The following is a 13,905-nucleotide window of genomic DNA, read 5'->3' as shown; positions in this document are numbered from 1 at the left end:
GGAAGCGCTCACTGGGATTGGGAATATTGTTGCCCTAAGGTGCTTTGAATCCGCAAAATGACGTCTTCGACCAAAATATCCAGGGGTAGCATTTGGGCAGCGATCGCATCTAACCGCTGGCGCAGAGTTTGGGTTTCTGACCAAAACTCTGGACTAGCCGATCGCTGTCCTTGCCGTCCTGCCTGCTGCCACACTAAAACCGGTGGTCGAATAGGAGCCTGCTCTAAGATTTGAATCACCTGCACCAAGGCTGGGTTAAAGGCCAGGGTATCGGTGCAGAGCAGCAGCAAATCCCCAGACTTTTGCTGAAGCGCTTGAGCCATCTCCGTGGGAGATTGGGCAATAACACTGGCTAGACCTGACTGCTGTAGATATTGGAGCGGTGGCTGCAGCAGGGGCGTCTCTCCTGTTGTGGTGACATCGACCACCAAAACATGGGGTGTCCAATAGGTGCCGGTGGCCACCCGAATCACCTCCAGCAGGGTTGGAATGCCAGCATCTCGACTCATGGGTGAAACCGGGGCCGCAGGGTCGAGACAGGGGAACACCGTGAGTTCAGGGTATTGATTGGCTGCCTGGGTGAGTTCCGCCGTGAGGGTAATCATCGGCAGGGTGCTTAGGTAGGAGCAGTCCTGAATTTGCTGGAAATAAGCGACGGGATCCGCTGCGCGATCGCTGAGGAGTACCACATCCGGCCGCCACACCCGCGATAGCACATCAGCCTGATCGATATCGTCAACTTCTAAAACCCGGCAATGGTAGGGATGCAGCAAATGATTGAGGTCTAAAACTGGAGAGCGATCGCTGCCGTCAGGCGACGGCACCCAGTCGGGATCTGCCAAGGCGATCTCAGTCCATGGGCTGGGTTGGCCAAGGTGTAACACCGTTAGGCTCGGGTACTGTTCGGTAGGCGTCGCGATCGCAAGCTGTTGATCCATCAACTGCTCTAGGGCCTCCCCATCGATGGGTAAGCTGAGCACACCATCTACTCCGGCAGACTCCGCCCGCTGGCTTTCGGCCTGGGTGGTCATGGCAATGATGGGAATATGGCTGGTGTCGTCATCAGACTTGAGCAGCGTCAGTACATCCCATCCCGAAAGCTGCGGTAGGACGGGATCGAGGAATACCATAGCTGGCTGAAGCTGCCGAGTTTTTTCTAGGGCCTCGGTTCCGGAGCGAGCGATCGCCACCTGGTAGCCCAGTTTGCCTAGGTGATAGGTCACGTCGTCGAGCAACTGGGGGACAGACTCCATCACCAGCATCAGCCGATTATTAGACGATCGCTTATGGGGCAGGATCACCGCTGCTTCTGCCGGGTCAAGGGTTTGCTTGGCCTGGGGCGGCACCACGGGCAGAAGAATGGTAAACCGGCTTCCCTCCCCCTCTTTGGATGTGAACGTCACCTCACCCCCGTGCAGACGAGCTAGCCGCTGGGTGATCACTAACCCGAGTCCTGTTCCTTCAAAACTGCGTGTTAGGGGCTGTTCAAGCTGTTGGAATTTCTGGAAAATTAGGTGTTGTTTATCGGCGGGAATTCCCATGCCCGTGTCCCACACGGTGAAGGCTAGCCAATGCCCCCAGTCTTCCACCTCCAGCCCCACTGCCCCAGATGCCGTGGTGAATTTCATGGCATTTGACAGTAGGTTGGCCAGCATTTGGCGCAGGCGCAGTTCATCGGCTAAGAGGCAAGCTTGGTCTGTGCGGATCGTCACCTGAATAGAGGGGCACGATGCTGTTGGATCATCCTCCCCCTCTTGGTGTAGGGGATTGGACGGGCCGCCATGGCCCTGAGTCACCTGTTCGTAGGCGCGGTGGCAAACGACCTCTAGGTTGACGGGCTCTAGGATCAGCTCCATTTGCCCGGTTTCAATGCGCGTCAGATCGAGAATATCGTTGACAATCAGCATCAAATGCCGACTGCTTTGGTAGATCAATTGTGCATAGCGGGCTTGGCGATCGCTCATGGCTCCAATCGCCTGATCTTTCAGCAAGCTTGATAGTCCCAAAATGGATGTGAGCGGCGTTTTTAGCTCGTGACTGATGCAGGCCAAAAACTCATCCTTGAGACGATTGAGCTGAATGAGGTCGGCATTTTTGGCCGCCAACTCTTGCCCAACCCGCTGCTGTTCGGTGTAGTCCTGGGCTAAGACGAGCCATAGGGAATCATAGGCGGCATCGTAGTCTGGCGATCGCACGTCCCCTAGGGAGACGGTGGTGAACTGCCAGAGCCGATTGCTGCCATCGGAGGTCGGACAAACGCAAATGCAGGTATTCGTATCTGCATCAATGCGGCATTGATTGGCGCTCAAGACGTCGCCGCCCTTGGTGACTTGGTATCCCTGGGCGATGGAGGCGAGGGATAGGGAGGGTTGTCGGAGGCTGGAAAACTGTTCGCTTTCCCAGGGGTGGGCGAGGATCGATGGATCGGTGGCGGCCTGTTTCACCGTTTGTAGATTGCTGCGCAGATGGGGCACTTCGCCAATCTGCCGCTGCCAAATTTGATTTTGGGCGATGACTGTGCCGCTGCTGGTCTGCAGCATGAGGGGCAGCGGTAGGTGATCCAGAACCTGCACGAGCAGGGCGGTGGGGGACGGGTCAATTGGAATAGGCCAGGCTGGTGACTCGGGGGGCTTGGTGCTAGCCGATGGCTGAAGAGCGATAAACCGCCAAAATTCTGTTTGGTTGAGTAACCCCAAATAGCATCCCTCAGGATCGACAATGGCAATGATGTCTGGCAGGGGCGCGGCCATGCCCTGTCGTCCCAGCTCTAGCGCTAACTCGCTATTGGTTACTAAGGGCAGCGATCGCATCAGATCCGGTGGAATGCCATAGTCTTCTGTATGGTTTGATGAAGGGGATGCATTGCGCCGCCAAGCTACGGTCAGCACCTCTAGCGATCGCACCCACCCTATGGGCCGCTGGTGCTCGTTGAGCACCACCACCTGCTCACAGGGATGGTCAGCCAGCCAAGTCGCCACGGTGGAGAGGGGCTCCGTGGCGAGAATGGTAGGTGCTGATATTAAAAAGTTGAGAACAGTGGCGGTTGGCATAGGGATAAAACCGAGCACTCCGAGTTAAGAACTGAGCGGAGAGCTACGTGGGTAATAGATAGTGCGATATTCCCAGCAAAACTCCTACCCGTAAGACTATGGCAGTAGATGTAGAACCTATGAAGCAGACGACCGTAGCCACACCTGCTTATGAGACAGTGTGGGTTGCCCTCTACTTTATAGACTAACGCGATAGGCACAATAGCCCGCTAGACAGAAGAATCGTTTTAGAATCTCATCCAACCTTTTGACTCAATCTGTCTTAACACACTTGACGGTTGCTTGTGCTGAGACAAAAAAATAGCATTGCAAAGGACGAGCTTAGACGTCATGGCACAAGCTAGCCATGACCCGACTTTTTTAATTGTGTCTTATTCATTCTGAAACGCAACACTCTTTCTCGAAATTGCAGCTATAACTTTATATTTCCCCCGGCAGGCTGCTCTTTGTCTAATGGGGCAGGGGATGTTGGAGGTCAAAAGACGTATGGGTAGGGCGTTTGAGATAGATGAATGCTAGATTTGAGAGCCAGAAACGCCATGGCTTGGACGTTTGGTATGGACGATTAGCGTCTCGAAGCGGGGGGAAGTCCGATGGTTGTAGGTTCTGGGCAAGACGATCTGATGGATCGATCAATCCATCAGATCGATACCCAATCCCTTGCCCAACGTTTTTTGCGCTCAACCTCCCTCCTGTACCTAGGTGCGGACATACAAGGCGCGATAAACCGGTTTTCCTTGAGATAAGGTAACGGCTTCCCGCTCCGTTTGGACTGGGAATGGACTCGCGTCCAGCCAGTCTGGACTAGAACGAACAAACCCTCCATGCTCAGAAAAGCGATCGCCCATGGCCACAGCGACGCTTTCGATGTCAGATTGGAGAAACACCTGGCCGCCAGCGGGCAAGACCTCTGCTAGCACATGCACCAACTCGGGCTGCACAACTCGGCGCTTTTGATGGCGCTTTTTGAACCATGGATCAGGAAACTGAATCGAGGCACTGCGCAGCACCCCTGGCGGCAACGCCGTGAGTATACCGCGCAGGGAGTTGTTGGCATTGCCAAACAAGAAATGGGCATTGGTCAAAGCTTGTGCCTGACGCTGAGCGGCTTCGACTAAGGGTTCCCGAATTTCCAGCCCCAGAAAATTCCAGTCGGGCCACTGCTGGGCCATGGCGATCGCAAACTGCCCCCTAGCCGAGCCAATGTCGAGATGAAGCGGGTGGGTGGGGTCGGCAAAGATCTCTGCCCAATTGGGCGGTGGCAAAGGCGTGCCATATTTTGCGCTCAGGGGATTGACATGCTGTCTCACCCGTTTTTTCATGGAGGCTGGGAGCATAGGTTCGCTTCGAAGACTATATCGCCGGCTTTTGATCCTAGCATTCTGCTTGGGAGGATGGCTCAAAAAAGCGATCGCTTCCCTAGGGATAGCCAGGCTTCGGCATTCAACGATATGCTCAGAAAGAACCGTCTCACCTGTCTAATGGGTGCTTGGGTGTCTTGTTTTGAGCAAGGCAGGAACACATGTCGAAGGCTCGGGCTAGATGGGTAGCATGGGACGGGTTCAAGGTTAACGTTGCTCCTGGATTGAAGCTATGCCCCTGTCCGTTCGATTTACCATCGCCAGCGATTTACACATTGGGTTGCCCCACACCATTCTGGATCATCCCAATCGCTTCCATCTCGTTGAGGTGAGCATTCCGTCCCTAGAGGTGGTGTTAGACCATTTTTCCAGCCTCGATCTGGACTTCTTGCTCCTGCCCGGAGATCTGACCCAGCATGGGGAACCGGAAAACCATGCCTGGCTGGCCCAGCGCCTTGCCCAATTGCCCTATCCGGTGTACGTCATTCCCGGCAATCACGACCTGATTGCCACCCATAGAGGCGATCGCTTCATTGCCGCCAGTGATTTCCCTGAGATTTACCGCCAGTTTGGCTATCAAAACACCGACAAGCTGTACTACAGTCACCTCCTCGCGCCGGGGCTACGGTTAATCGGCCTCAATTCCATTGCCTTTGATGACGATGGACAGCAGCGATCGCTAGGAGCCCTTGATGATCAGCAAATCCACTGGCTAGAGACGACCCTTGCCCAGACCCACGATGAGCTGGTGATGGTGATGATTCATCACAATGTGGTGGAGCATTTACCCGGCCAGCGCCACCATGTGTTGGGACAACGCTACATGCTGGATCATGCTCCCCGCCTCCAGCAGATCTTGCGGGCAGCAGGGGTGCAACTGGTGTTCACCGGGCATCTGCATGTGCAGGATATTGCTCAGCAGGATGGTTTGTACGACATCACCACCGGCTCCTTGGTTAGCTATCCCCACCCCTATCGCATTCTGGAACTGCAGCAGGAAGCACAGGGCTACAGGCTCCATATCCAGTCGCATAAGGTGCCAGCCGTTCCTGGCTATCCCCATCTGCAGCAGATGTCGCGGGAATGGATGGGCGATCGCTCCTTTTCGTTCATGATGAAGCTGCTCACCCATCCGCCCCTGAATCTGCCGGTCAACCAAGCCCAAGCCCTCGCTCCCCACCTGCGTTATTTCTGGGCAGATATTGCCCAAGGGGATGCCCACATCCAACTCTCGATGTTGGACGAGCCCCTGCGCCAGCATTTTGAGCAGTTTAGTGCGTTGGATGCCCATGGCAACTACGCCCCTATCGATAACCATACGACGCTGCTGCTGCAAGAGCGTTTAGTCTCGGCGGGTCGTTAGCCTTAGGGGCGACCTGTTTTGATGAATCGCTAGATGGACTCTAGATGGATCCGTGAGGACTCTGAATGGTTCTGGATAGGTCTCTGCTTCGATTTATGGCGCAACTGGCAGGAAAATTTCCGTAGAATCTCCGTTAAATCTTTACCAGAGTTTTATGTTGTCTCAGCATATCTCACTGCATTCCTCTTATGGAGTTGTGTATAATTTGAGCCATGGGTATAGTTCACGACTGCCAACTGCATAGCTTCAGTAAAATCTATGATGTGATACAAACCGGATGCCCCCATGTGCTATCTACAGGCGAGTTGCAATCACTAAGGCTCTTCATATCGTTCTGGAGCACATCGTTTTTCGGTCGGTAGTTATCGTTCAGATATCCGGATCACGTCATAAGTAAAAACATACGTTGGGTGACATCAGCGATCGCGTCCGCATAGGGTATCTACCAATCAGTCATGAGCTTCATTGACGTCCGCCGACATGTTCTAGCCTGCTTGCCCCCAGATATCAGCGACGAGATTCCTCTCAGGGTTTGACCGTGCCTCCTGTTGGATAACCAACGCACTGAATTTCTATGCATTCTACCGCTTCATTCAGCCGATCCCAGCCGTTTTGCCTTAAGGTTCCATTAACGAAAAAGCTGCCGCCAAGATCTTGAATCAGAGCTTTTGCGGAGCTGATCTCTTTGCTGGATAAAAAATATCCGTAGTCTATCGCTGTCCTGCTGATGGGGAGGTCTGTATAGTCATGGGTATCCCAGCATGGAGAGATATCAGGTCATAGATTAGACATGTGATCTACCAATATCTCCGTTGTTCTACGGTCTCTCCAAGATCGCGGGCGATCGCTGCTCGTGGCTTCTGGGGTGAGACTGCTAGGGTAACCGTTGTGCTGGCTCTCAACTCTAGAGGATCAGTCTAGAGGAGCTGCTGCTAAGCAAATCGCTGGTGATTCTCAATTCTCTCTCATCATCGTGATGCGAGGGCGATTTTGGATGGGGCGATCGCTGATGACGTCGATGAATCTTACTCGTCTATCTATAGATTCATCTTGTTCTGACTTTGTTCCTGAATACTTTCCTGAATTGTTTACACCGTCACAAATACTAGGTTTTAAGATGTCTACCCGTCACGTTTTAGTTCCCACAACTCGGATTTTGAGCGCTACAAGCACCACGGATATTCTCTGCTGGATTAATCAGAGCCTAGACGATGGCGCTACCGAACTCCTGCTTGATCTCCGCAATGTTATGTTCATGGATAGCAGTGGTTTAGGTACGTTAGTCGTTGCCTTAACGAGAGTGCAAGCGATGGGGGGTACCTTCGCCCTATGTTCTCTGGGTGGGCAGGCCCGCATGTTGCTAGAAGAAACCGATACAGAACAGATGTTTACGATCTATAGCGATCGCAAAATGTTCGAACAACGGCTAGCCGCCGCCTAGCGGGGGACATCGATCGGCTGTGGTTATGCTCTAAACGGGTTTAGCGATCGCTAAACCCGTGGATGATGTGTGCCGTTGCGATCTGTTCCTTCAGCCAGATTAGGATGAGTGAAGAGCTTGATGATCTCCGTCGAATAGGGAGGACTTATTTTCTAGCTGGAGGTGTATCTGGAGGCGATGTCTGGAGGCGATATCTGGAGGCGATCGCCCGACTGAGATTAATATCTTGATGCAATGCCCATAAGGGCTTGATGCTTAGCAGTCATCGGTATTGACAGAGCTATCGGGTAATGTTGCTCCACAAAGATCGGTATTAGATAGGTCAGCGCCCTCTAAGCTGGCTCCCGTGAAATCAACCCCACGCAGGTTAGCACCGCTGAGGTCTGCTCCTGCTAGGTTGGCGCGACGTAAGACTGCCCGCTCTAGATTGGCGCGGCGGAGATTTGCGCCTGCCAACGTTGCCTCCATCAGTAGGGTATCGCCCAAATAGGCTTGCTCTAAGCTAGCGCCATCTAAACTGGCTCCTTCAAGATTGGCGTTGCCGAGATAGGCATAGTCTAAAAAGGCTTGGCGGAGATTGGCACCGCGTAGATCAGCTTCTTCTAGATTCGTTGCCCCTAGGTTGGCTTGCTCTAAGTCTGCGCCGCGCAGCATGGCTCGGAAGAGGTTGGAACCCAGGAGGTGGGCTTCTCTGAGGTTGGCGCTGCTGAGGTAGGCGGCGACTAGGTCACAGTTGACGCAGTTATTGGCCCGCTGGAGTCGAGTCAGGTGATCGGGCTCGAAGGCGATCGCCGCTTGTCCAGTGACGAAGGGAACCGTGAGTAACAGCAGTGCAAAAAGTGATCGCTTCATGGGTTTTCAGGAGAAGGAGCATGGAACCGACCGGTTCTTCAACGCGGCCCTGGATCCTCTGTCCGGCGGATCCAGTAATGCAAGTATAGTTATCTGTTCGCGCTGCTGTAGGATGATCCGGGCAGTTTCAGCAGGTTGCCGCTCAGACGTCGCCCTTGCCCTACCTCTGAAGGGTGTTGCTAGGGTGTTGGTTAAAGCTGGGGCAGGAGTTCCGGCAAAAGGTGACCTGGCACTTTTGAGAGGGCCAGATTTTGCCCGCTGATGCCGCCTTGGGTGTAGGCGGTGCGGATGGCCTGCAAGACACATTTGAGGGTGGCTTCTCGTAGGTCAGGGCGATGTTCCCAGCCTGCTAGCGCTTCTAGGTGATACTCCAGGGCTGATTCCATGTGCGTTTGCCGCTGATCTGTATCCAGTTGAATCTGGCGATCGCTGCCCAGTTGGTAATGGGCTAGCCCTAGATTGTTATGGGTGGCAAAGATATCAAAGTTGAGGGGAGGATGGTCGGGGCCGGCTTCTTTGAGATGCTGGACGATCGCCACGGCGGATTTGTAGGCAGCGATCGCTTGCTGTAGGTAATCAAGGCGGGCATCGGGGGAGTCTTTGGCATGGTTGGCCAAGTGCCAGTAGGCGGTGCCGAGATTGTTCTGGGTGGCCGCGTAGGCAACTGGAGCCGTTTGGCGGGTGCGGTAGCGCAGGGCGGTGCGATAGGCCGCCAGGGACAACATCAACCATTCCCTCGGACGCTCATGCTGCGCCAGGTTCCAGTAGGCGGTACCCAGGTTGTTTTGAATCATGGCGTGATTCATCGGCTCAGACTCGGGGCTGTAGTAGCGCAGGGCTTCTGAATAGGCAGCGATCGCTTGCTTGAGGTAAATCTTAGGTTGCTGATGCTGCGCCAGATTCCAGTAGGTGGTGCCGAGATTATTTTGGGTGAGGGCGTAGCGTTGGGGTTCATCATCCGGTTTGCGATAGCGCAGGGCTTGTTGATAGGCCTGGATGGAGCGCTGGAGGTTATCCGCCGTATCTTGATACCGAGCTAGATCGCCGTAGGCTGCCCCCAGGTTGCTCTGCACCATGGTGTAGCTGGCTACCTGGGTTTGGATGTTGATTTTGTTGAGAGCGAGCTGATAGGCCTGAATACCCTGCTGTAAATTAGACAACACCTCATCGAGACGGGCAGACTGGCGCGACAGCATCCAGTAGAGATTGCCCAAATCGTTGAGCACATCGGCCCAGAGGGGAGAAGTTTCATGCAGCCAGACGAGAACTTGCTCATAGGCTTGAATCGCTGCTTTTAGATCCTCGGCTGAGGCGAGTCCCTGCTCAATGCGATCGCGATACACATTGCCCAAGGTGCGATAGGCATTGGCCAGCAGAGCTGGCGGAGCATGTTGCTTATGCAGGCGCTCGATTTGTTCATGCAGCGTGGAGGGATCCAGATCCTGCACCGGCAGGGGCATCCCAACTGCCACGGCGGGGGCTTCTGCGGCGGCGGATTCCTCAACAGCGTCGGTCACCTGGTCTGCCACCTGGCTCGCTACCCGATTCGCCACTCGATCCACGACGGAAACGGCGGCATCCTCTCGCTGGCTGGGCGACTTATAGCTGTCGTGGGTGGCTTGGGACTGGCGGAGGGTTTTGCGCACAGCTTGCAGCACGGTCACCGGTTGGCGGGCCGCGGGTCTGCTGACGGGTCGATAGGGGGTCAACGTTTTGCGGGGCATGGTCTGAGCGACCACAGCCTGCTTTTCCTCTACCCGATCGCCCACCCGATCGCTCCCCCGATCATCAAGGTCTAGCTTGGAGCGATCGAGGGTATCTCGGTGCAGGCGGGGCGATCGCCCATTCTCGTCCTCTGCATGACCAGAGTAGTCAGGCTGATCAGGATCGGGCATGGCTGGAGCTTCTGTCCAGCCCATATCGAGAGGGCGATCGCCTTCTGCTGGGGAAGGTTCACGGGGCTCTGCAGAACCTTGCGACTCAGGCTCATCGCTGCTATCCTCACGACGTTCCTCAACGATAGGGGCAGACATGTCCATCTGCTGGCTGAGGTCATGGTGCAGAATAGTCCACAGCTCTTCCTGAGACAGAGGCAGTGGAATACCTCCGGTGGGCGGTGGTGGTAAGACTGGGGGCGTCATGGCTGGGGTGGCCATGGGCTGGTCGTCTACTAGGGGCTCCTCCTGTTGACTGTCTTGAGGGCTCTCTTGGGCAATCTCTTGAACGATGGCTGGCGGAGCATTCTCTTGGAGAGGTTCCTGGGAATCTTCGTAGGGATCCTCGTAGGACTCCTCGTGGGGGATGTCTTGGGAATTGTCTAGGGTGACGTCGTGGCGATTGTCGAGGATATCCTGCGCTATGTCTTGGGACGTATTTTGGGGAGTGTCTAGGGGAGCGATCGCCTCTAAATCAGCCGTCAACTCGGCGAGTAAGTCTGCGGGAACGTCCAGCCCATCTTCTAGGAAATCCGTTGGATCGGGCAATGCTTCGTCGTCTAGCAGCTCGTCGATCTCAAACGGCAACTCCGTTGGTTTCGGCATCGCTGCGGCGCTCACCACAGGCTCCTCAACCTGGGTGGTGGGCATCGGATCGCCGATGAACTCAAAAACGGCCGTGCGGCAACGCCAAAACTCTGGAGCCGACTGCGGTAGACCATTCACCCAAGGGCGAGGCATCCAAAACACAATGCCCGACTCTAGGCGGGGTAGGTTGCGTTCAACATTTTGTAAGTAGTTGAAAAAGAGCCGCTGCACCACCAAGGATTGGCGCGTCAGTTGCTCAATCCCCACAATTTGAAAGATCGGCATGGTGGCTCGTTGTCCACCCACAATCGGCGGTGGATATTGGTTGAGCCACTGGGCAATCTGGGCAATGGGGTTGGGGTCGCCTAGGTCTAAAACCAGGGTGACCACCGAGGGATAAATGGTGCCTGCGGATGGAGCGGAACGCCCTAAATCCTGCTGAAGCTGGGCAACGAAGCGATCGCGCTCTCTAGGATCATCACAGACGGCGATCAAAAGCTGACGGCGCAACCCGAGCTGCAACGATAACGTTAGCCGATCGTAGGTCTGTTGATTGGAGCCTGCATTCAAGTCTGAGGGAAGTTCTGTCACGGCAGTTGGGGCAGATGAGTCATGCAGTCATCAAACGGCTCAGCGCGATCGCCCATTCGTGGTTACCGTCGCCCGCTTACATGGCAGGGGCATCGGTGACTTAATGGAGGTGACTCGATCGCTGCTCCTGGAATCCAAAAAGGACAGGGTGACGGATCGGAGTCATGCAAGGGGATGAATAGGTGATGGATGCGGAGCGCCGTCGGTTGGCTTATCTTCTTCTTCGGTGACTTGACAGCAGGGTCAGGATAGGATTTGCCGCTGTTGGACGAACGGCGATCGCTTACCCTGCGCAAAGAGGCGCAGTCCCTAGGCTTGACCCTAACTCCGAAATGATTCTAAATATTTTTGTCTGGGTTGCTTCTGGGGCGTTTCTGGGGCGCGTTGTCGTTGTGCGGCTGGCTTTTAGGAGACGACGGCATACCGGACGAGCTGGATCATGCGCTGTCGGAGCGTCTCTAAACCTAGGCGATGGCTGGCGGACAAGAAAACGGCCTGGGGATATTCCTCACGGGCGATCGCTAAGGTCTCGCTCTCGGCCTGGTCAATTTTGTTGAAGGCCAGCAAAATTGGCCCCGGCGTAATCGGCATATCGGACAAAATTTGCATCACGGAGCGAATATGACTCTGCCAGGCCGGATGGGATAAATCTACCAAATGCAGCAGGGCATCGGCTTCTGTGACTTCTTCTAGGGTGGCTCGGAAGGCATTCACCAAGGGCGGCGGCAATTCATGGATGAAGCCCACGGTGTCGGTCAAAACAATGGGAAACGGTTCTTCGGTTTCCGCATCGGTGAGCGCTAAGCGGCGAGTGGTGGGATCGAGGGTAGCAAAGAGCTGGTCGGCGGTGTAGACCTCGGCGTTGGTCAACACATTGAGCAGGGTAGACTTGCCGGCATTGGTGTAGCCCACCACAGCAATGGAAGGCACCTGCTGATGCTGGCGCTGCTGTCTCATGCGCGATCGATGGGCCTGCAGTTGTGTCACCTCGCGCTGTAGGCGAGAAATGCGTTGCTGAATGGCTCGGCGCTCGGTCTCCAGCTTGGTTTCCCCAGGGCCTCGGGTACCGATGCCACCCCCTAGCCGCGACATGGATTGCCCACGTCCTGTCAGACGCGGCATCATATATTCAAGCTGGGCTAGCTCCACCTGCAGCTTCCCGGCCCCCGACTGGGCCCGCTGGGCGAAGATGTCTAGGATAACTTCGGTGCGATCCACCACCCGCACGCCCATCCGACCTTCCAAGTTGCGCACCTGAGCTGGCGATAGGTCTCGGTCAAACACCACGAGATTGGCCCCAATGGTTTGCACAGTCAGGGCAATTTCCTGCACCTTTCCATCCCCAACAACGGTGCGAGGGTGGGGGCGCGATCGCTTTTGGATCAACACCTGCAGCACCTCACCCCCGGCAGTTTCCACCAGCCGCGTTAGTTCGGTCAGACCATCTTGAAAGCGTTGGGGAGACACGGTTTGGGTCTGTACGCCAATCAGCAGGACGCGATCGTGGTCGAGGTCTACCTCCTCCGCCACATATTGCCGCCGAAACTCTTCCTCTAGGCCTTCCGTGAGGTCAACAAAATCTTGTTCCGCCAAATCCTCTAGGGACATGGGGTCTGACACTGTCCATGTCACTTCGGGATGGGGTACCAAATGGGCTAGGTACGCTTCTTGCACATAGCCAGCCACCGTACCGCCGCGACGGGTGAAGCCACTGCCCGACAGGGTCAACACGGCCAAGGCATCTAGTCGCTGAATAGCCATGGCTGTCAACACAGCACTGCTGGGACTCTCGGACTTCATTTGGGTGGAAATGCAGCGAATGCCACAGAGCCGTTCTGTGCCGTAGCGGGGCAGCTCGCCAGGGGGAATCTGGGTTTGGGCCGGCGACCCCACCCCCACGCGAATCACCTGGCCTCGGCGATTAATATAGGCGCTCACGGGTTGATCGAGTTCGGCACTCACGGCCGCCAAGCGCTGGGAAAACTCAGGCGTAGTGATGCGATCGCCTGGTAAGCGCTGGTGGTACAAGCGCTGAAGTAGTTTGAGCTGGCTTGATTTTAGCCCTTTCAGATTACCGTAAATAGTTTCGATAGGCGCACTCGACCGGAACTCCGGCCACCTCACTCAATAGTATAAAAAAGATCTACCCTCCATTCTATCGAGTCTATCGAGCGTTGCCCTGTTCAGGATCGATGCAGAATCTGTGATCTTTTGGAAGATTTGGCTGACCCATAAGCCAGCCTCGGTTAGCTTGTCTCCCAGACGAACCGAGGCTGAACACAGGGATACCTGTTGCTTGGATGGGGGGCATGCGCTTAGGGAATCCCGAGTTCCTTTTTGCTGTGCTTCAAGGTTTTCCAAAGATGGCTAACTTGGGTGTAGGCTTCCTCGGGCGTGAGTTTTCCAGCGGTTTCTAAATTAGAAATGTAGCTGACCCGCTGGGCGAATTCCTGTAGGTTTGCGTTGAAAATGAGATGGTTGGGGCGATCGCTGCCATGGTAGGACGCGCGAGGGTATAGCCAATCTCGATGGGTATTGTTGCTCATGGATCATCTCCAATCAAACGAGGTGGACAACCATCTAGAGGTCTAGATGAAATGCCGCTGACGACCCCTGGGATCATCATCCCTGATCATTCAAGGTCACTCAACGGCTGACAACCATGCCCTATGAAAGGTTGAAGAACTTCTCAAACCCAAACCCAGGGACATTGCTCAATTGCAGC

The 13,905-nt window shown here is 55.1% G+C and carries 8 protein-coding genes; 2 read left to right on the top strand and 6 right to left on the bottom strand.

Annotated elements, in window-relative coordinates; translation table 11 throughout:
• Nucleotides 1-8: 8 nt before the first annotated feature.
• Both JUJ53_RS14540 and trmB read right to left on the bottom strand, forming a co-directional pair.
• Entirely contained in the window at nucleotides 9-3,050 is a 3,042-nt protein-coding gene (locus tag JUJ53_RS14540) for a hybrid sensor histidine kinase/response regulator (RefSeq protein WP_204152746.1), read from the bottom strand.
• A gap of 698 nt (nucleotides 3,051-3,748) precedes the next feature.
• Nucleotides 3,749-4,387: a tRNA (guanosine(46)-N7)-methyltransferase TrmB gene (trmB, locus tag JUJ53_RS14535; RefSeq protein ID WP_239125073.1), complete on the bottom strand. Its 639-nt coding sequence runs from the start codon at nucleotides 4,385-4,387 to the stop codon at nucleotides 3,749-3,751.
• A 256-nt stretch (nucleotides 4,388-4,643) separates the two neighbouring features.
• Here trmB and JUJ53_RS14530 point away from each other — a divergent pair, with 256 nt between their 5' ends.
• Together JUJ53_RS14530 and JUJ53_RS14525 are read left to right on the top strand one after the other, a co-directional pair.
• A complete protein-coding gene (locus JUJ53_RS14530) occupies nucleotides 4,644-5,774 on the top strand; it encodes a metallophosphoesterase (protein ID WP_204152745.1) in 1,131 nt (376 codons plus the stop codon).
• 1,117 nt (nucleotides 5,775-6,891) lie between these two features.
• Nucleotides 6,892-7,215, top strand: coding sequence for an STAS domain-containing protein (locus JUJ53_RS14525; protein ID WP_204152744.1), 324 nt, complete (start codon nucleotides 6,892-6,894; stop codon nucleotides 7,213-7,215).
• A gap of 255 nt (nucleotides 7,216-7,470) precedes the next feature.
• On the opposite strand, the gene JUJ53_RS14520 is transcribed toward JUJ53_RS14525, so the two are convergent.
• The 4 genes from JUJ53_RS14520 to JUJ53_RS14505 all read right to left on the bottom strand — a co-directional run bounded on the left by JUJ53_RS14520 (nucleotide 7,471) and on the right by JUJ53_RS14505 (nucleotide 13,726).
• Nucleotides 7,471-8,067 (bottom strand): pentapeptide repeat-containing protein, encoded by a 597-nt coding sequence (locus JUJ53_RS14520; protein ID WP_204152743.1) that lies wholly within the window; start codon nucleotides 8,065-8,067, stop codon nucleotides 7,471-7,473.
• 191 nt (nucleotides 8,068-8,258) lie between these two features.
• Nucleotides 8,259-11,180: a tetratricopeptide repeat protein gene (locus tag JUJ53_RS25515; protein ID WP_204152742.1), complete on the bottom strand. Its 2,922-nt coding sequence runs from the start codon at nucleotides 11,178-11,180 to the stop codon at nucleotides 8,259-8,261.
• 405 nt (nucleotides 11,181-11,585) lie between these two features.
• The gene (hflX, locus tag JUJ53_RS14510; RefSeq protein ID WP_343327965.1) at nucleotides 11,586-13,271 is read right to left on the bottom strand and encodes a GTPase HflX; all 1,686 of its coding nucleotides are present in this window, start codon (nucleotides 13,269-13,271) and stop codon (nucleotides 11,586-11,588) included.
• A gap of 224 nt (nucleotides 13,272-13,495) precedes the next feature.
• Entirely contained in the window at nucleotides 13,496-13,726 is a 231-nt protein-coding gene (locus JUJ53_RS14505; protein WP_204152741.1) for a hypothetical protein, read from the bottom strand.
• Between the last annotated feature and the right edge of the window lie 179 nt (nucleotides 13,727-13,905).

It is taken from the genome of Leptolyngbya sp. CCY15150 (assembly GCF_016888135.1).
Lineage (GTDB): Bacteria > Cyanobacteriota > Cyanobacteriia > RECH01 > RECH01 > RECH01.
This window is presented reverse-complemented; position numbering and strand designations above follow the sequence as displayed.

Bases quoted from the DNA above. Each gene is read 5' to 3' on its own strand.
- JUJ53_RS14505 (WP_204152741.1), bottom strand. From the start codon at position 13,726: ATGAGCAACAATACCCATCGAGATTGGCTATACCCTCGCGCGTCCTAC.
- JUJ53_RS14530 (WP_204152745.1), top strand. From the start codon at position 4,644: ATGCCCCTGTCCGTTCGATTTACCATCGCCAGCGATTTACACATTGGG.
- JUJ53_RS14520 (WP_204152743.1), bottom strand. From the start codon at position 8,067: ATGAAGCGATCACTTTTTGCACTGCTGTTACTCACGGTTCCCTTCGTC.
- trmB (WP_239125073.1), bottom strand. From the start codon at position 4,387: ATGCTCCCAGCCTCCATGAAAAAACGGGTGAGACAGCATGTCAATCCC.
- JUJ53_RS14540 (WP_204152746.1), bottom strand. From the start codon at position 3,050: ATGCCAACCGCCACTGTTCTCAACTTTTTAATATCAGCACCTACCATT.
- JUJ53_RS14525 (WP_204152744.1), top strand. From the start codon at position 6,892: ATGTCTACCCGTCACGTTTTAGTTCCCACAACTCGGATTTTGAGCGCT.